Genomic DNA, 24,038 nt, shown 5'->3' with positions numbered 1-24,038 from the left:
ACATAAGTTGGTCGGAAAAGTTCAACAGGCCCTGGTGACACCGTTTTAATTAATGGTCGTTAATCTCAGCATCAGTCTGTTCTTCCCTGGCCATGGCCACCAGCTCAGGCGGCACCACTTTACGTTCATCAATCACCACGGTTGCGGAAATCTTATCGTGAATTGCCTGCCGGTTGGCGTCCCAGAAAATCTGGAAAAAGCCGAGTAATCCTGTCGCGAGCCCTGCACCATACCCACCATAACGGCCAAAGCTGTCCCACAATGACAGGCGGGTACCATCCAGTTGAATGACGCGAATACCCAGCAACTTCTTACCGGGGGTTTTGCCGTTAAACAAGGTTCCGCAGATAGTAAAATAAAACGCCGCCCAACCAAAACCAAGGCCGAGATCCTGAATCAGTGCTTTGAAGTACTCAACGATGGAATAAATAGGTTTGGTGACTTTGCCTTTGCTCTCTGTTTCCCTGGCAGGCTCGTCCGTTGTCCCTGTCTGGTTTTCCTTTTCCGATTCTTTGACTGGCTGAGTGCTATCAGTAGCTGGCTCAGACGAGCTCGACCCTGTGGTGATTTTTTGCTCGGTTGCATTGTTCTGGTCAGTGCTGTCGTTGCTGCTTGCGCCAACGCTTTGAACCCTGGTGTCGGCTGCAGGTTGTTCAGGTACAGAATTTTGCTCAGCCAAGGATGCAAAAGATTGTTTCAATTCATCGGCTAATAAAGTCTGTTCCTCACCAGTGAGCGGCAACTCTTCTACGATTTTAGTGAACAGAATATCTGCCTGTTCTGCGGTGAATTCCAAATCTATTGCTTGTGTGGGTAATGGTGCTAACACATCGCGCCAGCACGCAACCTGCTGTTGACAGTTTTTTTGTTCGATCTTATTGATCGTGGTGATGATAAAACCTGTTAGCTCGAGAGATTTTCCCAGTCCTATTTGCAGATCCTTGGTATTATCTGCGGCTTTATTATCCATGTCAGCATAACCACTGTAATCTTTGTCCTGCCAGTTGCCACCGCTATTAAACAATGGCGGCAGAATGCTGAGCAATAGCAAAAACAAAATAAAGGCACCGGTAAAGCGCAGTAACGCACGACGTTTTGTGCCATCCTCTTTACCTAATTTTGCCGCTCTTTTCTTGCTGCCAAAACGAAATGCGGCGATGGCAATGGCCAATGCCAGGAATTCTCCTCCGGCAGATGAGAGCACGGCAATAAGAATCAGATCGAGCCCCATGGCAACACCACGCTTCCAAGGCGCGGCAATAGCGGTGCCAAACAAGGTTTCATCAATAGCAAACGCAAATGGGGTGATGACTTCCTTGGTTTCTTTGCGCGTCAGATGATGGTGTTGTTCACTAGCATTTTCAATCAGATCGGCGTTCATTTGTTCTTTGCTAACATCTTGTAAATTGTTGATAAATTCTACAATAGCGCTTTTATGCCATTAGATAAACCTTCAAGCGTCATCTCATACATATGACCCGCCATGATCTGCTCCATCAGACCAATAGATTGATAATAGGGCCAATAAGCTCTCGGTTGTGGGTTTAACCAGATAGCATGTTGAAAATGATCTAACACGCGTTGCATCCAGACACTACCGGCTTCCTGGTTCCAGTGCTCGACACTGCCCCCGGGGTAGGTTATTTCATAGGGACCCATGGTGGCATCACCAACGAATATAATTTTGTATTCCTTGCCGTAGGTGCGAATGATATCCCATACATCGATGGTTTCCTGGCGACGCCGCTTATTGTCCTGCCAAACCTGTTCATATACACAGTTATGGAAATAAAAATATTGCAGGTGTTTAAATTCAGTGTGAGCGGCTGAGAAAAGCTCTTCGCAGGCAAGAATATGATCGTCCATTGAACCGCCAACATCGAAAAATAACAGTACTTTGATGGCGTTATGACGCTCGGGACGCATTTTTAAGTCAAGATAGCCGGCATTTTGTGCTGTCGCTTTAATGGTGTTGTCCAGGTCAAGTTCGGAGGCGGCACCGGTTCGGGCGAACTGACGTAGCTTACGTAATGCCATTTTTATATTACGAGTGCCCAGTTCGACATCGGCATCAAGATTACGGAATTCCCGTTTATCCCAGACTTTGGCGGCACTACGATTTCGACTTTGCTCCTGGCCAATACGCATGCCCCCCGGATGCTCACCATACGCGCCAAACGGTGATGTGCCACCGGTACCTATCCATTTATTGCCGCCCTGATGCCGTTTTTTCTGTTCACGCAGGCGTTCGTGCAGGGTTTTCATTAGTTCTTCCAGACCGCCGAGCTGCTGAATTTGCTTGCGCTCCTGTTCGCTAAACATTCGTTCAAAGCGCTTTTCCAGCCAATCTTTTGGAATTTTATCAAGGTCTAAATCAATCCGTTCTACACCCTCGAAATAATCGGCGAAGGCCCGGTCAAACTTGTCAAAGTGGCACTCATCTTTAACCAGAATAACCCGGGAAATTACGTAAAAATCATCGATAGATGCAAAGATCACTCGTTGTTCGAGCGCCTGAATTAAATCCAGTAACTCTTTTAAGGTTACGGGCACCTGATACTTTTTCAGGGTGAAGAAAAAATCGATAAGCATATCTTAACGACCCGAGCGATTTAAAAATGCCAACTTCTCGAACAGGTGAACATCCTGCTCATTCTTTAGCAGCGCGCCGTGTAACGGGGGAATGACTTTGTTTTGATTACTTTCATGTAAGATCGCCGGATCAATATCTTCGGCAACCAGCAGTTTTAGCCAGTCAATCAGCTCAGAGGTGGACGGCTTTTTCTTCAGGCCCGGGATGTCTCGCAAATCAAAAAACATCGATAAGGCTTCGTCGAGCAGACGCTGTTTAATCGAAGGGAAATGCACATCGACAATCGCCTGCATCTCCTCTTTATCCGGGAATTTAATGTAATGAAAGAAGCAGCGCCTTAAAAAGGCATCGGGTAGCTCCTTTTCATTGTTGGAGGTAATAATGACAATAGGACGCTGTTTTGCAAAAACTTTTTGCTGAGTCTCGTATACGAAAAACTCCATTTTATCGAGCTCCAGAAGCAGGTCATTGGGGAACTCGATATCTGCCTTGTCGATTTCATCAATCAGTAACACCGGTCGCTCATTTTGCTCAAAAGCCTGCCAGAGCTTGCCTTTAACGATATAATTAGCAATATCCTTAACCCCCTCTTTACCGAGCTGACTGTCTCTTAAGCGCGAAACCGCATCATACTCATACAACCCCTGTTGGGCCCGGGTGGTGGATTTAATATGCCATTGAAATAGCTCGCAGTTAAGGCTAGTCGCCAGTTCTTCTGCCAGCATGGTTTTACCGGTACCAGGCTCGCCTTTGATCAACAATGGTTTTTCAAGAGCAATAGCGGCATTTACCGCCAGTTGTAATTCCTGACTGGCGATGTAATTTTGAGTCCCTTTAAACACGATAATACCTCCGAAACTGTGCAAACTTAGAGATGCGATTTTTTATACTAAATAGAAATAAAGAAAATACAACTGAATGGAATTAGTTATAACGTTCTATTACTTCTTAGAAGAATGAAAACTGAGTAATCTAGCCTATAATAGCAACTATCATCCGCTTCATTGTTTCTTTCGATATTGAAATTATCGATTATCAACAATGGGTTAGCGAAACTGTTGTTGGAATGCTCATTATAAATCTGCGCCATACTGTTGTTACGTGCGCAGCGTTTAAGCTAAGGATAACCCAAAGGATCATATCATGACCAACCTATATCAAGATAACCCGCAATCTATCGGCAATACGCCCCTGGTTAAGCTTAACCGTATTACCGGCGGTAACGTGTACGCGAAAATTGAAGCCCGTAACCCGAGTTTCAGCGTCAAATGTCGGATTGGTGCCAACATGATTTGGGATGCAGAGAAAAGCGGAAAATTAAGTAAAGGTAAAACCATTGTAGAGCCGACCAGTGGCAATACCGGTATTGCATTGGCATTCGTAGCAGCAGCAAAAGGCTATGACTTGATTCTCACCATGCCAAGCACGATGAGTCTTGAACGCCGTAAATTGCTAATTGCCCTTGGCGCCAAACTTGAGTTGACCGACGGTGCCAAAGGTATGAAAGGGGCGATCGAAAAAGCTAACGAGATTGTTGCCCAGGATCCAGAAAACCACATATTAATGGGCCAGTTCGATAACCCGGCAAACCCTGAGATCCATGAGAAAACCACCGGACCGGAAATCTGGGAAGATACCGGTGGTGATATCGATATTTTTGTTGCCGGCGTTGGTACTGGTGGCACCATCACCGGTGTTAGCCGTTACATTAAAAACGAGAAAGGCAAAGCGATTCAGTCCGTCGCCGTAGAACCGACAGATTCGCCGGTGATAAGCCAGAAGATGGCAGGCGAGGAACTGACACCCGGTCCACATAAAATTCAGGGGATTGGCGCTGGTTTTATTCCGGGTAACCTGGATTTGTCACTAATTGACAGTGTTGAAAAAGTTACGAATGAGGAAGCCATGGCAATGGCGCACCGCCTGATGCGTGAAGAAGGCATTCTTGCCGGCATTTCATCAGGGGCTGCAGCGGTTGCCGCTAAACGCCTGGCTGAAGACCCCGCCAATGAAGGGAAAACCATTGTCGTGATTCTGGCAAGCTCGGCGGAACGCTACCTGAGCAGTCCGCTATTCAGTGACACCTTTACCGATGCAGAGTTGGTCCAGTAACAACTCAATAGGTACATCCTTGCAACGAAAAACAGCACAACACTCTGTTTTTCAGACAAAGATCTTTACAAACCAAATCCCTGCTAGTGTCTAGCGGGGGTTTTTTATCCACGAAATACTTCCCTTCCCGTATCAGACATCAACTTTAGCAGGTTAACTCAGGCCCCCTTAACAAGACACCCACTGTAATCGAGGCCTCCTTATCAAGACACCCACTGTAACCAATATGTTTCAAACAAATACCAACCTACTGATTAGTATACTTTTATGAACTCATAAGAGGAGGAAGTATTATCTTCATTCTGCGGACTTGTCGCGCATACAGAATTCCCTGCAAGTAATTTACAGGATTATCATAGGTGTCTTGATATTTACTTATGCTGTAAGGTTTAGTCGCAGTGAATTTAGCCAAATGCAGGCTATCGCCTCACGCTTAATGACATCCAAACTAAGAAAACAATGTTTAGCAATTTTGCAGGAGTGGAAACTTGCTCCTGCTCCGCAGAACAAAATTAGCAATCTAAGTGTTCGGGTGATTCATTAACAATGGGTGTGTTGATAACTGCATTTGCGGTGGGTGTCCTGCTAAGCGTTTACGATGGGTGTCTTGTTAATTGTATAATCCCGGGGGGATAAAAAGTCCCTGCGGTTGCAGGGATTTTTTTTAATTTGAGGGGGAGTTGTTATTACTCGCCGAGGACAATGCCTTCGCGACGGGGGTCGGCACCGCCAACCAGTTTACTGCCGAACACTTCAATGCCATGCAGACCACTGTTTAAATCGCGAATGCTGACCTCATGCCCCATCGCCTCAAGCGCTGGTTTAAGCATCTCAAGGTTCGTGCCTTTTTCCAGGGTGGTAATGTCATTGCGATGGGTCACTCGCGGCATGTTAATCGCCTCCTGAATCGACATGTTCCAGTCAAGTACACCAATTAGCGTCTGTGATACGTAATTAATGATGCGACTACCACCCGGCGAGCCCACGACAAGGCGCAGAGAACCATCACCATTAAACACCATCATTGGTGCCATCGAGCTGCGCGGGCGTTTTAACGGTTCAACCCGGTTTGCAATTTTTACCCCGTTTTCTTCCGGGGTACGGGAAAAGTCGGTCAGTTGATTGTTTAGCAAGAATCCGTTCACCATGACCCCGGAGCCAAATGCCATTTCAATGGTTGCGGTCATGGATACCGCATTACCGTCTTTATCGACAATACTCATGTGCGTGGTTGATGGCAGCTCGTAAGCGTTATCATTCGCTCTTGTCAGGTTTTTAAATTCGCCAGGACTGGCTTTACCCATGTCTTTTTCAGAATCAATCAACGCACCACGCATATTCAGGTAATCTGCCGATAACATTTGCGATGTTGGAACATTGGCGAAATCCGGATCGGCCAGATATCGATTTCTGTCCGCAAAGGCTAAACGGGCACTCTGGGTATACAAGTGGATCGCTTGCGGATCTTCAGCGCTTAGTTTGCTTAAGTCAAATTGCTGTAGCTGGCCAAGGATCTGCATTACCGCGATACCCCCGGAACTCGGTGGTGCCATACTACATAACTCATAGGCGCGGTATGGCGCACACACCGGATCACGCTGTTTGGCTTGATAATTTGCCATATCCTGTTCGGACAGGCCGCCCGGTGACACTGCAGAATTTTGCACGGCAGCGGCAATATCCTTGGCAATCCATCCGTGGTAAAAGGCATCGCTACCCAGCTCCGCCACGGTCCTCAATACACGGGCAAATTCCGGATTTTTCAAAACCATGCCCGCCTGTAACGGTTTGCCATTGGGGAAAAAATACTGATTCGCGGCGCCTAGTTTTGTAAGGCCTGGATTTATTTCCAACTGCACCAGTCTGGCCAGTCGCGGAGATACGATGAAGCCCTGTTCCGCAAGTTTAATTGCCTGCTCAAATAGGGTTGCCCATGGCAGTTTACCGTGTTGTTGATGCGCCATTTCCATCATTTTAATCAGACCTGGTACGCCAACACTGCGACCGCCAACGACGGCTTCAATCCAGGGAACAGCGTTACCCTGCTTATCTAAAAACATGTCCTCAGTCGCCGACGCCGGCGCAATTTCCCGACCGTCGTAGGTACGCAATTCGCCTTTATCTTTATCAAAGTAGAGCATGAAAGCCCCACCACCAATACCGGACGATTGCGGTTCCACCAGGCTCAGTACCAACTGTACGGCAATCGCGGCATCGACAGCACTGCCGCCGTTCTTAAGAATGTTAAATCCGGCCTGGGTCGCCAGGGGATTTGCGGCGGTTACCATAAACGATTTTGATTCAACCACCTGTTTTTCAGTCACGCCGGTGGCGGCTTCAGGCTCACCTTCTTCTCGTTTTTGTGTTGCCATCGAGGTATCGTGAATACAGCCTGATAGCACGCTGAGACAGACCAGCATCGCTGACAATTTCTGGATATTTAACACACGTTTATCCTTCTATTTATTATTAACCCGGTTAGTATGCGCAAGTCTTAATTGAAAATCATTAAATTGTTTAAAACCGCTCAATATTCCCCGATAGGTATCGGGATTATTTTCTAATATCCCAAGGGCGTGGACAGTGGACTCCAGGGTCGACAGGCCGCGTGGGTCGTGATGTTTGCGAATGTGATAATTACTGGTAAATTGTTGAGGTAACGTGAGTTGCGGCAAATCATGAAGGTTGGTAGATAACTGCAACATTTTATAGGCTTTTTTCCAGGTACCATCGAGCACCACGAGACGCAGTTTAGTTAATGTCTCATCTGGCCTTGGTTGCACCACTTCACTATTTTTCCCTGGATACAACAGACAGGTCTGGTATCCAGGTTCATTTATCAGCGCGTTAAGTTCACGATCCTGGGAAAAGTTTTCACCGACAAATACCTGGCAATGTTGCAAACTTAGCGCCAACAACCTGGCAGTGCCTTTGGCCTGTTTCTCTTCACTCTTGTGTTGCAGGAGCAGGATTTCTACCCGGTTATCGGTGGTGGACGTAAATTCACAAACACAGGTGACTAGCGGTCGTTGACACCTTATGCAATACTGTCGGCTCATTGGCAATCGTCAATCACAATTAAAATAAAAACTATTATATGCGCGAACTCCCACTATGTTGAAGTTATCTTTACCGTGGCAAACCTCTGCCTGGCTCACACCACTTATCACCCTGGTCATTTCTATCGCGGTATTCTGGTTACCCGAATCCATCTCTGATTCGCTGATTTACGACCGCAATGCGATTAACGCCGGCCAATACTGGCGGTTACTAACCGGGCATTTCGACCACACTAACCTAAATCACATGTTGCTAAATATCGCCGGGCTAACCATGCTTTGGGCCCTACATGGTGATCATTACCGCCATGGTATATTTATAACGGTCTTCCTCGTTTCGGCACTGGCCTGTAGCATCGGCATTTATCTGTTCGACCCGCAAATGCTGCGCTACGTGGGACTATCCGGCGTATTACACGGCATCTTTGTGTTTGGTGCTATTGCAGATATCAGGACCGGTGACAAAACTGGCTACCTGTTATTGCTTGGTGTCAGCGGTAAAATACTTTATGAGCAAACCGTTGGTGCCAGTAGCGAAATGGAAGAAATGATCGGGGCAAACGTGGCTGTCGATGCTCACTTATATGGCGCTTTAGGTGGCGTGATTGCAGCATTTTTGCTGGCAATGGTTATCAAACACCAGGAAAAACCCGATTAATTAACAATTAGTTGCTGGCGATAAAACGATTATTTAACGCCTGCCCTAATCAGGGGCAGATAACCAGCAACCACTTACGTTATTGACCCAGGCGCTCAATAAAGCAGTCGACAAAGCGCTGCGGCGAATGCGGATCCATATTGAAATATAGTGACGGCTCAATGAGCTCTGCCTCCATCATCGCAAACCCCTGGCGATAACGGACAAAGTCAAGACGTGCGTACATGGGGATTGAAGGTAATTGCAGCAATGCTTGCTGTGCATGTGCCAGCAACGACGCCTCTGGTTCAACCAACTTCAGGCGTCCACCATGTTCTTCCTGAACCCGGAAATCATTGGCTTTTGGGGTTTTCAAAATACTGTGGCTGTACTGACCATTAAAATAGAAACAGGAATATTCCCCTTCATCGATCACGGATTCCATAAAGGGTTGAACCATAAAGTCGCCGTTTGCAAATGCAACTTCAAGATCCCCAATAGCTGCCGACGCTGTGTCTTTGTGCAGCCAGAAGGTATTATCCGCATTGGCACTCACACATGGCTTGATCACGATTTGATCCGCATTAAAATGATCGAAGTACGAGGCAACTTCATCAGCAATAAATGTATCTTTCCATAACGTCGGCACGATGGCCACGTGTTTTTGTTGAAGCTCAGCCAGATACTTCTTATTGATGTTCCAACGTACGGTAGTCATATCGTTTTCCAAACGAGCGCTTGATGCTTCGATGGTCTCGAGTACGTCGATAAACTCCTGTTCGTATTGTTGATAATCCCAGGGACTGCGGATCAGGACGACATCAAATTTCGACCAGTTGATGTTCTTGTCGTGCCAGTCAACCGTATGAGTTTGCCATCCTGCGTTAAGAAACGGTTCATCTAGTAACTCGTCATATACTTCGAAATCATCCAGGTTAGCCATCGACAATATAGCTACGTGCTTCACAGTTACTCCCTGATTTAATTGATTATCTTAATTGATCGCCGAGTGTACTCGTGATTTGCCGGGAATAGCAAGCAAATTACCGGCTCAAGTCACAAAAAAAGATAGCGCAATACCGGGCTGAAAAAAGATACAGTTTCGGAATTTACTTGACGGTGCACGGGGAACATCATAAATTGTGGGGCGAAGATATTCGTAAAGTAACAGTGATTTTATAATGCTAAAAAGAATTTTTGTACTTTTACCACTCCTGCTAACCTCTTCCCTGGCATTGGCCGAATCTGGTGAGAACACGGAAGCCGTCGCGGAAATCCCGCTAACCGCTGACGCTCAGGTTTTTTCTCGATATGATGATGATTTTCCTGCGATTTTGACCTTTTTCAGTCAATTGAGTGAAGCCGAGATCAAGTCTTTCTACAACGATCAGCTCGGTCAACCCACGTCCGAGAAAACCGTTTATGGTCGTCTCGAATTAAAATACGCCTGGGACGAAAAATCTTACCGGGTCATCATTGATTCGCTTCAGGAAAATCATCGCGAAGTCGATGTGCTGGTAAGCCAATAACTCAATACGATGCCCGATTAGAGGCACAAACTACCCTGCCCCCACATACATTTCATCTGCCTGATTAACACCGGGCGGTCAGTTTTATCTGTTTTAAAAAAGGAATAAACCATGGAAAAAACCATGAAAGCGTCTGCATTATCTCTGGCCTTAGCAACAACGATTCTTGCTGGTTGTGTAACAACGGTTGACCCATACAGCGGGGAAGAAAAAGTGTCTAATACTACCGTCGGCACTACGGTCGGTGCCGTTGCTGGTTCTCTGATTGGTGTAGCAATTGGTGATAACAAAGAATCAGCAGCCATTGGTGGTGTGGTCGGTTCTGCAATTGGTGCTGGTATTGGCTATAACATGGATCAGCAAGAAGCCATTTTACGTCAGAAACTGCAAAACTCAGGCGTTAAAGTGGTGCGCCAGCACGACGGTTCGATTAAGCTAATCATGCCATCTAACATTACCTTTGCGAACAATGAAAGTCAGGTTAACCCTGGATTTGTTAATACCCTTGATGCGATTGCCGAAGTGTTAAAGCAAAACGATAACACCCGCATCCAGGTTGTCGGTCACACTGACAGCGTTGGTAACGCCGACTACAACCAGGGATTATCGGTAAGACGTGCTGCCGCTGTGGCAACCGAAATGCGAGTTCTTGGTGTCGCCGCCAACCGTATCGTTTCTCTTGGTATGGGCGAAAACCAGCCACTGGCAGACAATAAATATGCGAATGGTCGCGCGTTAAACAGACGTGTAGAGCTATTTATCGTACCTGCTGCTTAATTAATCTAGACAACCTAGATAAAATAAAAAGCCCGTTTTCACGCATGTGAAGACGGGCTTTTTTTATAGAAATCAAGCTCTCAATCTATTTCTTCAAAATCTCATCGACGGTACCCTGCGCCAACGGATGATATCCAGGGCGAGCTTTTTCGTACACCGGTTTAACCCAGGCAAGCCCTGCATCGGATTCCGCTAGTTTCATATACAGAGGCACGATAAGCTTACGACGACCGATATTTATCAGGTATTTTTCAAGTTCAGGTTTGATAACGTTATAGTTATTGTGCAACGCCAGCAAGTACCAGGCATGAGCGATTTCCGCATTCTGGCTGTGGGTTAAATCAAACGCCTTGTCCAACTCCTGCATTTTTTTCCGGTCAAGATCGCGGGGCAATTCATTGATAAAATAAAGCCACTCGTGAACGGTCCAGTTATCGGTTGGCATATCCTTTAGGGATTTTTCACCCTGTTGCCAGGCTGCAGACTGATTCGCCACTTTGCTGAACACGTCCGATTCTGGCTGCGGCGCGTTCTCTGGCAGGCCTTTACCAAACACCCACTCTTCGACTTCCGCTTTACTGACAATACCCGGGTATTTATTGATCAGGTTGTTATATAAATACTGGAGAAAATCTTCTGTACCAATGCTTTGAAAACTAAAATGGTTAAAGTACGCCAGTACGAAGGGATCAAAACGCTCACGACCGAAACGTTGCTCTAAAAACATCAGGAATAGCTGGCCTTTGACATAAGGAACGTCAGAAAATGCAGCATCCGGGTCGCGCCCTTTTAAGTCCAGATAAAGAATGGAATCATCAGCAGGCAGGGATTCTAAATCACCTTTCAGACTGGCAACCCCTAGTACCTGCTCCATTACAGCGCGCTCGGTGGAAAACACCACTTCCATAATGCGATTTTCCACATATGAGGTGAAGCCTTCGTTAAGCCAGAGATCACGCCATGTGGCATTGGTAACCAGATTACCTGACCAGGAGTGAGCCAATTCATGGGCAATCAGATTAACCAGTGATTTGTCGCCGGCCACGACGGTTGGGGTGATAAATGACAAGCGTGGATTTTCCATGCCGCCAAACGGAAAACTGGGTGGTAGCATCAATAAGTCATAACGCCCCCAACGATATTCGCCGTATAATTTTTCTGATGCGGTGATCATCGCCTGGGTATCATTAAACTCTTCAGCCGAAGCATCAAGAATATATTTTTCCGCGTAAACCCCGGTTTGTTCACTCATCGCTTTAAAGTGTAAATCACCTGCGGCGATGGCAATTAAGTAAGGTGGAATCGCCTGTGGCATCGTAAATTGATAGTCACCGTCACGCTCGGTACCTGGCTCATTATTGGCACTCATCACTGCCAGTAATGACTTGTCGGTATTGATTTGCGCGGTATATGTCATCCGCACCGCCGGTGTGTCCTGAATCGGGATCCAGCTGCGGGCATGAATCGCCTGGTTCTGGCTGAACATAAAGGGATGTTTTTTGCCGGCCGTTTGCTCAGGCGTTAACCATTGCAGACCTGATGCCTGAGGTTGAGACTGATACTTTACCAGCAATTTATCAGCCTGAAACGTTGGCTTTATGGTCAGTTTAGAACCCATCACGTCATCACGCTTGCCTAGGGTAAATGACACTTTCTGCCATTCTCCATCGCCCTGCTGTGCTTTAACGGCGGCGATGACCAAATCCCGGGTATCGAGATAAATGGTTTTCGCTCCACTGTCACTCCAGTCTAATGTCAGTTCCGCCGAGCCAACCAACGCCTTTTGCTGAAAATCGACGTCAAGATCAAGATGTAGGTGACTGACTTTAACCTGATCATAATTTGCATAGGTCAGATTATCGTCAACTTTCGCCATTGATGGTTGGCTGAGCATCAAAAACGCCGCTACCGTCATCAATACCTGTTTGCGCACTTGGGTATTAAAAAACCACATGTTTCATTCAATCCTTAATTTTCCAATGTTTCACCGCTGCGATACTCAATATGAAATCGCCCTGAAACCTTGCAGCTAAGTTTACAGATGAAGTGCACAGTTGCAAGCAATAGCAGCAACACGGACAACAAAAGCGTTGGCATTAACCCCTGCTTTTCTGAGATAATTGTGCGCCTTAACATAAGCTGAATAAAATGTGGTAAGTAATGAGCGACACTCAAAAATCTTTGTTTGCACAGCGGTTTCGAGGCTATTTCCCGGTTGTAGTTGATGTAGAAACCGCAGGATTTAATGCAACAACCGATGCCTTGTTGGAAATTGCCGCCAGCATTCTGCATATGGATGAAACCACGGGGCTGTTATCGCTTAAAGAAACCCTACATTTTCATGTCAATCCTTTTGAAGGAGCAAACCTTGAGCCAGCAGCACTGGAGTTTACCGGTATCGATCCGACTAATCCATTGCGTGGTGCGGTTGATGAAGACGTAGCCCTAAAGGCTATTTTTAAAGCCGTTCGTAAAGCGATGAAAGCAGCTGGTTGTCAACGTGCCATCATGGTTGCTCACAATGCGGCATTTGATTTGGGGTTTGTCAATGCCGCGACAGAGCGCTCACAAATAAAACGCAGTCCTTTTCATCCGTTTGTAACGTTTGATACTGCCACCCTATCGGGTCTGGCCCTGGGGCAAACGGTGCTCGCTAAGGCCGCAGTCGCAGCAAACCTTGGCTTTGATAACCGCGAAGCTCATTCAGCCTTGTATGATACTGAGAAAACGGCAGACCTGTTCTGTTATATTGTCAATAAATGGCAACAACTGGGAGGCTGGCCGCTCGCTGAAACTGACGAAGCTGCTGAGGAAGCAGAAGCTAATCCTACAGCGAATAACATCTCGGGTTAATATCGGTTGCGTAATCCCAACCACTCGCGAAATGTCAGAAGTATCGCAAATAACGCAATGGCAACTGCCGACTGCTCGGGAAAATAACGACCGGATTCTATCGCAATTAACAGAAACAACGATAATCTTGCCAGCCTAACACTGGGTTTGACTCGCTGAGCAGCACTAAGCAATAGTCGCTTTGGTTTTATCGCCTGGTTATTTAAATACTTCAGGCCAGCCCAGAAAAAAACAAGGTATAAAGCCAACCCTAACCCATGGATAATTGCCTGTTCTGAGAAAATGATAAGTGTGCCGCTTAACAGCAGCAGAGGTAAAATCGGGGGATTTTCCTTCAATGACGAAAGCATCGCCGTTCTTCCTTGAAAAGCTATTAAAAATATTGCCTCACTTAAGCGTAGTAGAATTTATCGAACTGTTTAATTTGATTGAAAAAAAATCCCAAAAAAAAAGCTGCCTGAGGCAGCTTTTTTTATTCGCTTAGCTAAACGAAATTATAAGTTGTCAGCATTGCTGGACAGGTAAGAAGCAACACCATCAGGGGAAGCCGTCATACCAGCATCACCTTTGTTCCAGCCTGCAGGACAAACTTCGCCGTGCTCTGAGTGGAACTGTAATGCGTCGATCATACGTAACATTTCATCGATGTTACGACCTAAAGGCAGATCGTTTACTACCTGGTGACGAACGTTACCTTCTTCGTCGATCAGGAATGAACCACGGAAAGCAACGCCAGCTTCAGGGTGCTCTACATCATATGCCTGACAGATTTCGTGCTTAACATCAGCAACCAATGGGTATTTAACCGGACCGATACCGCCTTCGTTTACTGGGGTGTTACGCCATGCGTTGTGGCTGAATTGAGAATCGATAGAAACACCGATAACTTCAACACCACGGCTTTGGAATTCTTCAAAACGCTTGTCAAAAGCAATCAGCTCAGACGGACAAACGAAAGTGAAGTCTAGTGGGTAGAAGAAGATTACCGCTTTTTTACCTTTGATGGTTTCGGTAAGGTTGAAGTTATCTACGATTTCGCCGTTACCTAATACAGCTGCAGCAGTGAAATCAGGAGCAGGACGACCTACTAATACACTCATGTTGTTCTCCATTTATTAACACATAGTTATTTTAAAAAGTGTGCTGAGGGCAGTTTTTTACCTTCAGCCAATCGCGCCATAGCAGCACGATTAGAAAATTCGATTATTGTTCAGAGTGCTTGGCTGCAACTTCTTTAATCAGTGGTTGCAATTCACCCTGTTGGTACATTTCCATGATAATGTCACAACCGCCAATCAATTCACCTTCAACCCAAAGTTGCGGGAAGGTTGGCCAGTTTGCATAACCTGGAAGTTCTGCTCGGATATCTGGGTTTTGCAGGATATCTACATAAGCAAATTTTTCGCCACAGGCCATAAGCGCTTGTGAGGCTTGTGATGAAAAGCCACAACTTGGAAGTTTTGGCGAGCCCTTCATAAAGATAAGAATCGGGTTCTCGGCAATCTGTTGTTTGATCTTGTCAATGGTTTCCATAAAATCCTCAAAAATTAGCTAGCAAGGTAAAAAACCCGACTAGTTTACTTGGTTTTGTATTGAAATGGTATTACGCGGGAAATTATTCAAGGGTTAAACAAAAATTTTTATTCGAACGGTTAAATTTCAGACAAAAATAAACCCTGCATCGAGCAGGGTTTAATGTAAACAACAGGGCTAACTGTCAGCGGACAGTTTAGCGAGCTAATTCGCGCAATACATCTTCTTTGAGGTTATGCCAGACTTTTCCTGACTCAACACCATAGTTCCGGACAACCTGCACCGACTCATTAAAATGACCATTTTCGGCAACATCGATCAGTTCCCGATAGAACTTCAGGCTCAGTTTGCGAGCATCTTCGTGCGCAAAGTACAGACCACCTAAACGGGAATAGAGATTTTTAAAACCATTCAGGACCAATACATAAATGGGGTTAGACGACGCCAGCGCCAAATCATGGTGGAGCTGATAATCGTTCTGGGCAAACTGCTCACCATCGCATTCGGTATCCATACAATTGTTGATAAGCTCGATCACTTTTTCCGGATTGTTTTTAATCGCTGCACGGATAAAAATCGCGCTTAAGTTGGTTCGGGCTGATAACAGGTTTTCCACCAGGTCCGGGATACCTTCCTGATCTAACTCCGCCAGAGTACTAAGAATATTCAGACCACAGGTTTCCCAGAAATCATTTACTTTGGTCGGTTTGCCATGTTGAATGGTTAGCCAGCCATCTCGAGCCAGGCGCTGTAACACTTCGCGCAGGGTCGTTCTGGTAACACCGATCAGTTCCGACAATTCGCGCTCGGCGGGCAAAATAGAGCCCGGCGGAAAGCCTCCATTCCAGATGGATTCAACAATATACTGCTCTGCAAACCCGGCAGGACTTTGTGCTTTTATGATCATTTAAAATTCCGTGAAGTGCTTATCACTTTAGAGTTAATTATTCAGTATATAAACTGATTGTACCAGACGATGTCAAGTGGCTTGTTGACGGATTAAATAAATGAGGCACATTCAGCTCAAAGATTGCTCAGATATTAACCATTTTGTAACAAATCGCGACTTTTCATTCCAGTTAACCCTAGCTCATTTCCTGAGAAATACCCGATTCACTGGAATTTGCATAGTTATTCAATCCAATCAGCTGTTGATGCATGCATGACTTTTCCAGGATTATCGAGTTTTGGTCTCGCCTGTAATACCAATCCTGATTGGTATTATCTGAATTTTCGAGTATTCTATGGCTCGTTTTGATCGAAATGCAGTGTCCAGCCCCGATGACTCCGGGATTGTAAGACAAGTTTCTATCTGCGCTAATCAATTCGGCGTTATCAACGTCGCAAATAAAATAACAGACTTTACCGGCCGTTTACCGGTAGAGCAAAAAACAGTAGTTCTTTAAGGAAAGTTATTAATGCAGCAGTCATTTGCACACGCTCTGTCGAAAAACTTTTTAGGCCAGGCCCCAAACTGGTACAAGTGGACCATCCTTGGTTTCCTCATTGTTAACCCCATACTATTCTTCCTCGTATCTCCGTACGTTGCAGGTTGGGCGTTGGTATTACAGTTTATTTTCACTCTTGCCATGGCACTAAAATGTTACCCATTACAACCCGGTGGTTTGTTGGCGATTCAGGCCGTTGCCATAGGCATGACCAGCCCAGAACAGGTGTACCATGAAATCAGTGTAAACCTCGAGGTTATGCTGCTATTGATTTTTATGGTTGCGGGTATTTATTTTATGAAGAACCTGCTGCTGTTTTTGTTTACCAAAATCATCACCAATGTGCGCTCAAAAATTGCCGTATCGTTAATGTTCTGTTTCTCCAGTGCATTCCTGTCGGCGTTTTTAGATGCGTTGACGGTTATCGCGGTAATCATCAGTGTTGCAGTCGGCTTTTACAGTGTTTACCACAAAGTAGCATCTGGCAAAACCATACAACATAGCCACGACCATACCAGCGATCATGAACTGCCCGATTATTCTCGCGAAGATCTGCTTCAATTTCGTGCTTACCTGCGTAACCTGTTGATGCATGCGGGCGTAGGTACTGCCCTTGGTGGGGTAATGACCATCGTTGGCGAACCGCAAAATTTAATCATCGGTCAGCAGGCTGGCTGGCAGTTTGTCGAGTTCGCCGTACGTATGTCACCAGTTACCATTCCGGTCTTCATTTTCGGTTTGCTGACCTGTTTCGTCGTCGAAAAATTCAAGATGTTTAGCTATGGCGTCGATATGCCGGAAAATGTGCGCAAAATTCTGGTGGAATTCGATCACGCAGAGACCGCAAACCGTACCAAGCAGGACAATGCAAAGTTAGTGATGCAGGGTGTGATTGGATTGTGGCTGGTCATAGCCCTGGCCCTTCACCTGGCCGCGGTAGGATTGATTGGCCTTACCGTCATTATTCTGGCGACTTCTTTCACTGGTGTCATTGAAGAGCATCAGATCGGCCATGCATTCGAAGAAGCATTGCCATTTACAGCACTATTGGCGGTATTTTTTGCGGTGGTTGCGGTGATTATTGACCAACAATTGTTTACGCCTGTGATTAACTGGGTATTAACGTTTGAAGGCAATATGCAATTGGTAATGTTCTATCTCGCCAACGGCTTCCTGTCGATGGTCAGTGATAATGTATTTGTTGGCACGGTATATATCACCGAGGTGAAAAAAGCGTTGCTGGCCGGCCAGATCACCCGTGATCAATTCGATATGCTGGCGGTTGCCATTAATACCGGTACTAACCTGCCTTCAGTTGCTACCCCAAATGGCCAGGCCGCTTTCCTGTTTCTGTTGACGTCAGCGCTGGCACCATTGATTCGGTTGTCATATGGTCGTATGGTGTATATGGCTTTACCTTACACAATCGTACTGACCATCGTTGGCTTTATTGCCATTTATTCCGGTGTACTCGTAGAATATACCGAACTGCTGTACGACATGGGGTGGATACATCATCACACAACCCCAGCCACTATCGAGCCTAGTGGTCATTAAGGCGAGGGAATCGTATGTTCAACACATTAAATCGATGGGTGATGTCCAGTAAGTCCTGGTGGCTGTTAGCTCTGTCAGCCATCACCCTGGAAATGGCGGCATTGTATTTTCAATATGGTATGGGGCTCGAGCCCTGCATCATGTGTATTTATCAGCGAGTTGCAATATTCGGTATCGCATTCGCTGGTATCATCGGTGCATTAGGCAATCGCCTGGTGCTGCTGCGCCTGGCTGGCTTTGCCATTTGGGGCGTCAGTGCTATCTGGGGACTGATTATCGCCCTTGAACATGTGGAAATGCAAACGAATGCTAATTCGTTGTTTTTCAGCTGTGATATCGTGCCAAATTTCCCACAATGGCTACCATTACACCAATGGGTCCCCGCCATTTTCGAAGCAACCGGTGATTGCGGTGAAATCAGCTGGTCATTGCTAGGATACTCGATGCCACAGTGGATGGTAGTGGTCTATGGCGTCTACAGTGCACTGTTTGTGGTGTTTCTCTGCAGTCACGTGTTGAATAAACTGGGTCGTAATGACACCTGATTGGTATTGATCATTGAATTGAAAAGGAGCCATTTGGCTCCTTTTTTGTGATTAGCGGCAGAGCTTAAGGATTTTTTTCTATTAATGTTAACTTACCCGCTTCGAAGGTAAAAATGGTTAAAGGCTCACTCTTATCAATCGAGAATCGATAAACCAGGCGCTCTACCCTTCTTTCTATTTCCGCAGAAATGATTTCCTGAGCCATTGGCGTACCGCAGCGTTCAATGACATCAAATTTGTCCATCGCTAACTTCGCAACTCCTCCACTACAACGTACTGCCTTAATTTCAGCAGCATGAACCAATGTTGTAGCAGCCATAATCAGACCGAGAAATATTGCAGTTAAAATGCTCTTCTTAGTTCTTAACATGATAGATTACCTTAGCAATTCATAAGGTTACAATATCAGTTTAAAAAGCAGACAGCCAGTCCAGACACAAAAGTCGCGGTTTAAATCAAAATCCAATAACAACAAAGCGCAACGATACAAGAAACCAGCAAGCTAAGTACCGCCCCTTCTTTGACCATGTCGAGTATATCAATTTGCTTGGTACCAAAGGCGATGGCATTCGGCGCCGTGGCGACCGGTAGCATAAACGCGCAACTGGCACAGATTGCGGCGGGGATCATCAGCACCTGCGGTGGCAAGCCGGTTGCTATTGCCGCTGATGCGAGTATCGGCATCAACAGGGTTGCAGTGGCAGTGTTGGAGGTGATTTCAGTCAGATAGGTAACCGCCAGGCAGATACAAAGCAAGGTTAATAGAATAGGAAGATTTGCCAGTTCAACCAGGCCAGAGGCTAATATATCGCTCAACCCGGAAGCCACAAACGCTTTGGCAATCACAATGCCACCGGCAAACAACAATAACATGCCCCAGGGAATCGTTTTCGCGGTATCCCAGTCTAACAGGCGTGAGCCTTTACCATTCGGGATCATTGCCATAATGACCACCGCTGCCAAAGCAATGCTACTGTCTCCAACCTGAGGCAAGTCAAGCGCACCACTCCAGCCTCCGAACGGCTCTTTGCGGGTAATCCAGGCAAGGGCCGTTAACGCAAATACTGCCAGCGTACGCTTTTCTTCCGTGCGCCACTTGCCTTGCACCGGCATGTTTATCCTCTCATCAAGGGTAACATTGCGTGTTAACCATAAGCCCATTATTGGAACTGAGATGAGTACAACCGGAACACCAACTTTCATCCATTCAATAAAGCCAAACTCGGTTTGGGTAAATTGCTCAAAAATGCCCATAAAAATAACATTTGGCGGGGTACCAATTAAGGTACCGACACCACCAACGCTGGCCGCATAGGCAATACCAAGAATCAATGCCACTTTTAACTTACGATTTTCGATATGGGACAAGACCGCCAATGCCATGGGTAACATGATGAGCACAGTTGCCGTATTGGATATCCACATACTAAGAATGGCGGTAGCCAGCATAAACCCGATGACCAGACGACGTCCGCTGTGGACCCCGACCAGATTTACCATATACACTGCCAACCGTTCATGTACCTGACTCTTTTCCAGGGCCTTGGATAGCATAAAGGCCCCCATTAGCAATAAAATTACATGGCTACCAAGAGCACTCGACGCTTGTTTATGATCGAGAATGCCGAACAGGGGAAATAAGACAAATGGTAATAAGCTGGTAATCGGGATCGGTAAGGTTTCGGTGACCCAAAACACTACTATCAACAGGGTTAGTGATACGGTCATCGCCGGAGCACTCCCCATATTTAACTGTAATAACACAAAAAAACAGGCGATACAGACCAGAGGCGTGATAATGGCAATTAAATGGTGGTTTTTCATTCGGTTTATAATTCTTTGACACGGTTTGTTATGAAGTTATATGTCGCTTAGCCGCGGTTCTTATTCGCTAATTGAAATGACTGTTTATCCGTTTACGGATTTTCAGCCACTGTTTAACGGTGTTTAAATCTGAAAATGGTTGACCGTGGTTTATCATGGACTGCAGCCGCACTGCACTATCGCGCTCAACATTCAGGTTTGCCTGATCTAACACCTGTTCGACGCCCTGACGGTCATTGCAAAGCAGTAACATATCACAACCGGCATCAAGGGCCGCTTCACAGCGCTCGACATACCCCCCGGCAACGGATGCGGCTTTCATCGACAGATCATCGGAAAAAATGACGCCATTAAAACCAAGCTGTTTTCGTAACACGTCTTTTAACCAAACCGGCGAAAAACCGACGGGACGATGATCAACGTCTGGATAGATGACATGCGCCGGCATGATCGCGCCAAGAGAGTTGCTCTCGATTAACGTCCTGAATACAGACATGTCATGATTAAAAATCGATGACTCGCTGCGGCGATCAACGGGCATCGCTACATGCGAATCTTCTTTGACACTGCCATGCCCGGGAAAATGTTTTCCTGTCGCTTGCATACCCGCCTGATTCATGCCGCGAATAAAGGCACCAGCCAGGGATGTAACCACCTGAGGTTCAATATCAAAGCCACGATCACCAATAACGTCGGAAATATCGTCGATATCCAATACCGGTGCAAAACTGATATCAACACCGACATTTAGCACTTCAGTGGCCATTAACCATCCAAGGTCCTGAGCCAACTCTGATGCTAACTCATGAGCTTTTGATTCGGTGTTACAGAGTAAACGCGCCCGGGCTATGACTTTGCCCATTGCCGGCAACTTGGTGAAGCCCTGACGAAATCGCTGGACTCTACCGCCTTCCTGATCGACACCGATTAAGATGTTTGGATTTACGGCTTTTATTTGTCTGGTGAGTTCCCGGACCTGTTCAGTGTCCTGATAGTTTCGTGAAAACAGGATCAACCCGCCTACCATAGGGTGAGCAAGAATCTCACGATCCTGCACGGTTAACTCTAGCCCCTCTACATCAACCATTAAGCAGCTCAATGACGACTCCTGTAATACATGAAATTAAAATAATGATGTTAGTTCTGACATTCCCGCTGGCAATCTGTTATCCCGCAACAACGGTATTGGCACCCACCCCGGCGGCGACATAGGGGATCAGGCGACGGATGACGCCTTCGATATCCACTTCAGCATTGAAATCATTCTGGGCAATATCTATCAGGGCTGAGGTCGAAGACATTGCAAATACTGCCGTTCCCATTGTGAAGTGGAGGCGCCAGAACATGTCTTGTGAGGATAATTCCGGATAGGCCTTATGAACCGCCATAACAAAGTTATCGATAATGCCAGGGTAATTGGTCGTGATAAACCAGCGCAAAAATCCCTGCGAATCGGTGTATGAGTGCCCAAGCAATTGCAAAAAGTTACTGGTGCCCTGCTCCTTCAGTTGATTGAGCGTCAACAGTGGTTCAACAAATGCTTCAAAAACCTGTTCCAAGGTAAGGTTTTCGTTATCTTCCATCACCCGTTGCAACGAACCCTGCAGTTCCGGGCTCAACACATCGAGATAACGTTTCATCAACGCTTTGATCAACTCTTTTTTAGAGCCAAAATGGTAATTAACGGCGGCCAGGTTGACTTCAGCGGCGCTGGTAATTTCGCGCAGAGAAGTACCGGTAAATCCTTTATCGGCGAATAAATTCTCTGCTGCATTTAAAATTTTAGTCTTAGTATCCATTACATCTCAGGCTAAAGTTAAACATGCGTTTAAAATGACAGCTAGCAGTTTAAGTGTCAAGAATTAAAGGCTAAATAGGGAAATAAAACAGCCTGCAGTTTGACCTATAACGCCTTATTTTCTCGGTCAAAAAATTGTAAAAAAAACTGACAAAAAATTGTGCGAAACAAAAAATCTCGACCATACTTAAATTACGTTTAATGATTCTCCCTGGACCCAATCGCCCCGATCTGTCAACTGGCTTTTGGGTCTTTTTTTATCCGCTGTTTTTTGCTGGAAACTTAAAATACCGCAATTAAAATCACAAAACTCTAATAAAACAATAAGTTAAATACAACAAGGAAATAACCAATTGGTTTCAAACGGTACTGAAATGATGGCTGACACAAGCCATGCCTTGATTTAGTTAGGATACGTTAATGGTAAAACGTGGACTAATTTACCGGCGTTCGTCAATCAGTCAGCATAGAAGTTTGTTTAATCTGTTACTCACTAAATTGAAATCTTTAGCTCAATTTCTCTTTCTTATCTTGCATACGAGACACGAAATCAAACGGCAGGCGACTGCAAAATATACACAGGTAATTTGCTGCGAGAATTTAAAATTAAAACAGGCATCTATCAATTTATGACGACGATAACCGCACCGTCTGGTTAATGGGATATAAATCTAAGTCACTGATATTATGAGTTTAGATATCGAAAAAATGGTGGCAGATAAGCATATTTTTTATCTACCTCCACTACCTCTGATCACCATCTATGATGATAATTTTTTCGTCCGCAACGATTACGACATTTTATCGATGGGACAACGGCAATACTTAATCAACTTTTTCAAGGCTCAGGGGTTCAGCCAAAAAAGCGGTAAATTGCTAACCAGGGAGCAGTTACAATTACATTTTCCAAAACCCAGTCATATCCTCGCGCAGTCTGCTTTTAACGAGGATTACCTGAGCGCTGATCCACATCACTTTTACTTTGTGACACCAACCACTTTCGCTGAAACCCTTTTTCAGCAGGGCTTGAGGGGGATCAATGCAAACTTTATCGAAGACATTAAATCGCTTATCGAAACCTGTCCATTTAATCTTGAACTGGTCCGTGACATCAATATCACTAATCAACTGGGGCCGTTTATTAATCAATACTATCGACAACTGGAACGCTATCAAAAGCAGGTAATCGAACGAGACTTTAAACGTAAGAAAGCGCTTTAATGGAGTAAGACGTGAGGACATGAAAGCAATTGCGTAATATTTCATAATCCCCATACAAATTACAACACGCAGTGCCTTGCACAAACACAACGTAGGTAATCTAAACGGACATCATCTAAACCCGTTACAGTTCATGATGCACATGCAATTCAGGCATGTGCATCTCAAAAATGATATTGTTTTCTTTGATTTTAAAGGGCCAGCGCTCATGCATGGTCTTTTCGCGGCTGTAGCCATCGCAGCCATAGTGAGTCGACCAGGTATAATCCACGGTGATTTCGCCCTTGTCCTGTTCCATTTTCACCTCGGAAATCGCCAGGCTGTCGGTTGCCACGAGGGCCCGCAGATCGTAGAGCTGGCAAACCCTGGACATAAACTCATGCAATTGTTTTTTATGATGCTGAAAGTGTCCGAGAATAAGCTCCTTTAAGGCGCCATTACTGGTTAAATCATGTCCATTAATATCTATATTCAATAAAACTTTTTCTGTCACGGCCGTTTTCTCCCCATAACCTTAACATACGGGCTTTCTATCCCTTCGAAACTGTTAAG

24 protein-coding genes are annotated in these 24,038 nt (G+C 45.6%); 8 read left to right on the top strand and 16 right to left on the bottom strand.

Annotated features, from left to right (window positions below; all coding sequences use genetic code 11):
* Nucleotides 1-49: 49 nt before the first annotated feature.
* Genes E8M12_RS07305 through E8M12_RS07295 form a run of 3 tightly spaced genes read right to left on the bottom strand, consistent with a single transcriptional unit; the run spans nucleotide 50 to nucleotide 3,438 of the window.
* A complete protein-coding gene (locus E8M12_RS07305) occupies nucleotides 50-1,381 on the bottom strand; it encodes an RDD family protein (RefSeq protein ID WP_136735437.1) in 1,332 nt (443 codons plus the stop codon).
* Nucleotides 1,382-1,419: 38 nt separating this feature from the next.
* Entirely contained in the window at nucleotides 1,420-2,592 is a 1,173-nt protein-coding gene (locus E8M12_RS07300) for a vWA domain-containing protein (protein ID WP_136735436.1), read from the bottom strand.
* Nucleotides 2,593-2,595: 3 nt separating this feature from the next.
* Entirely contained in the window at nucleotides 2,596-3,438 is an 843-nt protein-coding gene (locus E8M12_RS07295; protein WP_136735479.1) for an AAA family ATPase, read from the bottom strand.
* Nucleotides 3,439-3,736: 298 nt separating this feature from the next.
* Here E8M12_RS07295 and cysK point away from each other — a divergent pair, with 298 nt between their 5' ends.
* Nucleotides 3,737-4,705 carry a cysteine synthase A gene (gene cysK / locus E8M12_RS07290; protein ID WP_136735435.1) on the top strand — a complete coding sequence of 323 codons (969 nt, stop codon included), beginning with the start codon at nucleotides 3,737-3,739 and terminating at the stop codon, nucleotides 4,703-4,705.
* Nucleotides 4,706-5,391: 686 nt separating this feature from the next.
* Here cysK and ggt read toward each other — a convergent pair.
* Entirely contained in the window at nucleotides 5,392-7,125 is a 1,734-nt protein-coding gene (ggt, locus tag E8M12_RS07285) for a gamma-glutamyltransferase (protein ID WP_136735478.1), read from the bottom strand.
* Nucleotides 7,126-7,164: 39 nt separating this feature from the next.
* Nucleotides 7,165-7,764: a tRNA-uridine aminocarboxypropyltransferase gene (locus E8M12_RS07280; RefSeq protein ID WP_136735434.1), complete on the bottom strand. Its 600-nt coding sequence runs from the start codon at nucleotides 7,762-7,764 to the stop codon at nucleotides 7,165-7,167.
* Nucleotides 7,765-7,819: 55 nt separating this feature from the next.
* On the opposite strand from E8M12_RS07280, the gene rrtA reads away from it, so the two are divergent.
* Nucleotides 7,820-8,422, top strand: a complete 603-nt coding sequence (rrtA, locus tag E8M12_RS07275) for a rhombosortase (RefSeq protein ID WP_136735433.1) — start codon at nucleotides 7,820-7,822, stop codon at nucleotides 8,420-8,422.
* Between the two features lie 79 nt (nucleotides 8,423-8,501).
* Here the strand turns inward: rrtA and E8M12_RS07270 are convergent, their stop codons facing one another.
* Nucleotides 8,502-9,368 (bottom strand): ATP-grasp domain-containing protein, encoded by an 867-nt coding sequence (locus E8M12_RS07270; RefSeq protein WP_136735432.1) that lies wholly within the window; start codon nucleotides 9,366-9,368, stop codon nucleotides 8,502-8,504.
* Nucleotides 9,369-9,582: 214 nt separating this feature from the next.
* Here E8M12_RS07270 and E8M12_RS07265 point away from each other — a divergent pair, with 214 nt between their 5' ends.
* Together E8M12_RS07265 and E8M12_RS07260 are read left to right on the top strand one after the other, a co-directional pair.
* Nucleotides 9,583-9,930, top strand: coding sequence for a hypothetical protein (locus E8M12_RS07265; RefSeq protein WP_136735431.1), 348 nt, complete (start codon nucleotides 9,583-9,585; stop codon nucleotides 9,928-9,930).
* Nucleotides 9,931-10,041: 111 nt separating this feature from the next.
* Nucleotides 10,042-10,707 (top strand): YiaD family glycine zipper/OmpA-like lipoprotein, encoded by a 666-nt coding sequence (locus E8M12_RS07260; RefSeq protein ID WP_246034047.1) that lies wholly within the window; start codon nucleotides 10,042-10,044, stop codon nucleotides 10,705-10,707.
* A gap of 85 nt (nucleotides 10,708-10,792) precedes the next feature.
* Here the strand turns inward: E8M12_RS07260 and E8M12_RS07255 are convergent, their stop codons facing one another.
* A complete protein-coding gene (locus E8M12_RS07255) occupies nucleotides 10,793-12,661 on the bottom strand; it encodes a M1 family metallopeptidase (RefSeq protein WP_136735430.1) in 1,869 nt (622 codons plus the stop codon).
* A 206-nt stretch (nucleotides 12,662-12,867) separates the two neighbouring features.
* Here E8M12_RS07255 and rnt point away from each other — a divergent pair, with 206 nt between their 5' ends.
* Complete coding sequence (rnt, locus tag E8M12_RS07250) at nucleotides 12,868-13,560, top strand: ribonuclease T (RefSeq protein WP_136735429.1); 693 nt, start codon at nucleotides 12,868-12,870, stop codon at nucleotides 13,558-13,560.
* Here rnt and E8M12_RS07245 read toward each other — a convergent pair.
* From E8M12_RS07245 to fadR, 4 genes are all read right to left on the bottom strand, one after another.
* Entirely contained in the window at nucleotides 13,557-13,910 is a 354-nt protein-coding gene (locus E8M12_RS07245; RefSeq protein WP_136735428.1) for a hypothetical protein, read from the bottom strand. The genes rnt and E8M12_RS07245 overlap by 4 nt on opposite strands.
* 144 nt (nucleotides 13,911-14,054) lie before the next feature.
* Nucleotides 14,055-14,660 carry a peroxiredoxin gene (locus E8M12_RS07240; RefSeq protein WP_136735427.1) on the bottom strand — a complete coding sequence of 202 codons (606 nt, stop codon included), beginning with the start codon at nucleotides 14,658-14,660 and terminating at the stop codon, nucleotides 14,055-14,057.
* A gap of 103 nt (nucleotides 14,661-14,763) precedes the next feature.
* Complete coding sequence (locus tag E8M12_RS07235) at nucleotides 14,764-15,093, bottom strand: Grx4 family monothiol glutaredoxin (protein ID WP_136735426.1); 330 nt, start codon at nucleotides 15,091-15,093, stop codon at nucleotides 14,764-14,766.
* Nucleotides 15,094-15,289: 196 nt separating this feature from the next.
* Nucleotides 15,290-16,000, bottom strand: a complete 711-nt coding sequence (gene fadR / locus E8M12_RS07230; RefSeq protein ID WP_136735425.1) for a fatty acid metabolism transcriptional regulator FadR — start codon at nucleotides 15,998-16,000, stop codon at nucleotides 15,290-15,292.
* Nucleotides 16,001-16,511: 511 nt separating this feature from the next.
* Here fadR and nhaB point away from each other — a divergent pair.
* Nucleotides 16,512-18,098: a sodium/proton antiporter NhaB gene (gene nhaB / locus E8M12_RS07225; RefSeq protein ID WP_136735424.1), complete on the top strand. Its 1,587-nt coding sequence runs from the start codon at nucleotides 16,512-16,514 to the stop codon at nucleotides 18,096-18,098.
* Nucleotides 18,099-18,112: 14 nt separating this feature from the next.
* The gene (gene dsbB / locus E8M12_RS07220; RefSeq protein WP_136735423.1) at nucleotides 18,113-18,643 is read left to right on the top strand and encodes a disulfide bond formation protein DsbB; all 531 of its coding nucleotides are present in this window, start codon (nucleotides 18,113-18,115) and stop codon (nucleotides 18,641-18,643) included.
* Nucleotides 18,644-18,707: 64 nt separating this feature from the next.
* Here dsbB and E8M12_RS07215 read toward each other — a convergent pair whose 3' ends face one another.
* From E8M12_RS07215 to psrA, 4 genes are all read right to left on the bottom strand, one after another.
* Entirely contained in the window at nucleotides 18,708-19,013 is a 306-nt protein-coding gene (locus tag E8M12_RS07215; RefSeq protein WP_136735422.1) for a DUF2845 domain-containing protein, read from the bottom strand.
* Nucleotides 19,014-19,093: 80 nt separating this feature from the next.
* The gene (locus E8M12_RS07210) at nucleotides 19,094-20,467 is read right to left on the bottom strand and encodes an SLC13 family permease (protein WP_136735421.1); all 1,374 of its coding nucleotides are present in this window, start codon (nucleotides 20,465-20,467) and stop codon (nucleotides 19,094-19,096) included.
* A 67-nt stretch (nucleotides 20,468-20,534) separates the two neighbouring features.
* The gene (nagZ, locus tag E8M12_RS07205; RefSeq protein WP_246034046.1) at nucleotides 20,535-21,566 is read right to left on the bottom strand and encodes a beta-N-acetylhexosaminidase; all 1,032 of its coding nucleotides are present in this window, start codon (nucleotides 21,564-21,566) and stop codon (nucleotides 20,535-20,537) included.
* 67 nt (nucleotides 21,567-21,633) lie between these two features.
* Entirely contained in the window at nucleotides 21,634-22,266 is a 633-nt protein-coding gene (gene psrA, locus E8M12_RS07200; RefSeq protein WP_136735420.1) for a TetR family transcriptional repressor PsrA, read from the bottom strand.
* Nucleotides 22,267-22,952: 686 nt separating this feature from the next.
* On the opposite strand from psrA, the gene E8M12_RS07195 reads away from it, so the two are divergent.
* Nucleotides 22,953-23,486 carry a hypothetical protein gene (locus E8M12_RS07195; protein ID WP_136735419.1) on the top strand — a complete coding sequence of 178 codons (534 nt, stop codon included), beginning with the start codon at nucleotides 22,953-22,955 and terminating at the stop codon, nucleotides 23,484-23,486.
* A gap of 124 nt (nucleotides 23,487-23,610) precedes the next feature.
* Here the strand turns inward: E8M12_RS07195 and E8M12_RS07190 are convergent, their stop codons facing one another.
* Nucleotides 23,611-23,979 carry a hypothetical protein gene (locus E8M12_RS07190; RefSeq protein ID WP_136735418.1) on the bottom strand — a complete coding sequence of 123 codons (369 nt, stop codon included), beginning with the start codon at nucleotides 23,977-23,979 and terminating at the stop codon, nucleotides 23,611-23,613.
* Nucleotides 23,980-24,038 lie beyond the last annotated feature (59 nt).

The sequence above is a fragment of the Thalassotalea mangrovi genome (assembly GCF_005116735.1).
In the GTDB taxonomy this organism is placed as follows: Bacteria; Pseudomonadota; Gammaproteobacteria; order Enterobacterales; family Alteromonadaceae; genus Thalassotalea_A; species Thalassotalea_A mangrovi.
This window is presented reverse-complemented; position numbering and strand designations above follow the sequence as displayed.

What these genes read in the sequence shown, in the direction of transcription:
- E8M12_RS07280 (WP_136735434.1), bottom strand. Translation starts at nt 7,764, where the DNA reads ATGAGCCGACAGTATTGCATAAGGTGTCAACGACCGCTAGTCACCTGT.
- fadR (WP_136735425.1), bottom strand. Translation starts at nt 16,000, where the DNA reads ATGATCATAAAAGCACAAAGTCCTGCCGGGTTTGCAGAGCAGTATATT.
- E8M12_RS07265 (WP_136735431.1), top strand. Translation starts at nt 9,583, where the DNA reads ATGCTAAAAAGAATTTTTGTACTTTTACCACTCCTGCTAACCTCTTCC.
- rrtA (WP_136735433.1), top strand. Translation starts at nt 7,820, where the DNA reads ATGTTGAAGTTATCTTTACCGTGGCAAACCTCTGCCTGGCTCACACCA.
- E8M12_RS07210 (WP_136735421.1), bottom strand. Translation starts at nt 20,467, where the DNA reads ATGAAAAACCACCATTTAATTGCCATTATCACGCCTCTGGTCTGTATC.
- nhaB (WP_136735424.1), top strand. Translation starts at nt 16,512, where the DNA reads ATGCAGCAGTCATTTGCACACGCTCTGTCGAAAAACTTTTTAGGCCAG.
- E8M12_RS07255 (WP_136735430.1), bottom strand. Translation starts at nt 12,661, where the DNA reads ATGTGGTTTTTTAATACCCAAGTGCGCAAACAGGTATTGATGACGGTA.
- E8M12_RS07305 (WP_136735437.1), bottom strand. Translation starts at nt 1,381, where the DNA reads ATGAACGCCGATCTGATTGAAAATGCTAGTGAACAACACCATCATCTG.
- E8M12_RS07195 (WP_136735419.1), top strand. Translation starts at nt 22,953, where the DNA reads ATGAGTTTAGATATCGAAAAAATGGTGGCAGATAAGCATATTTTTTAT.
- E8M12_RS07300 (WP_136735436.1), bottom strand. Translation starts at nt 2,592, where the DNA reads ATGCTTATCGATTTTTTCTTCACCCTGAAAAAGTATCAGGTGCCCGTA.
- rnt (WP_136735429.1), top strand. Translation starts at nt 12,868, where the DNA reads ATGAGCGACACTCAAAAATCTTTGTTTGCACAGCGGTTTCGAGGCTAT.
- cysK (WP_136735435.1), top strand. Translation starts at nt 3,737, where the DNA reads ATGACCAACCTATATCAAGATAACCCGCAATCTATCGGCAATACGCCC.
- E8M12_RS07260 (WP_246034047.1), top strand. Translation starts at nt 10,042, where the DNA reads ATGGAAAAAACCATGAAAGCGTCTGCATTATCTCTGGCCTTAGCAACA.
- ggt (WP_136735478.1), bottom strand. Translation starts at nt 7,125, where the DNA reads ATGCTGGTCTGTCTCAGCGTGCTATCAGGCTGTATTCACGATACCTCG.
- E8M12_RS07235 (WP_136735426.1), bottom strand. Translation starts at nt 15,093, where the DNA reads ATGGAAACCATTGACAAGATCAAACAACAGATTGCCGAGAACCCGATT.
- E8M12_RS07245 (WP_136735428.1), bottom strand. Translation starts at nt 13,910, where the DNA reads ATGCTTTCGTCATTGAAGGAAAATCCCCCGATTTTACCTCTGCTGCTG.
- psrA (WP_136735420.1), bottom strand. Translation starts at nt 22,266, where the DNA reads ATGGATACTAAGACTAAAATTTTAAATGCAGCAGAGAATTTATTCGCC.
- E8M12_RS07215 (WP_136735422.1), bottom strand. Translation starts at nt 19,013, where the DNA reads ATGTTAAGAACTAAGAAGAGCATTTTAACTGCAATATTTCTCGGTCTG.
- E8M12_RS07240 (WP_136735427.1), bottom strand. Translation starts at nt 14,660, where the DNA reads ATGAGTGTATTAGTAGGTCGTCCTGCTCCTGATTTCACTGCTGCAGCT.
- dsbB (WP_136735423.1), top strand. Translation starts at nt 18,113, where the DNA reads ATGTTCAACACATTAAATCGATGGGTGATGTCCAGTAAGTCCTGGTGG.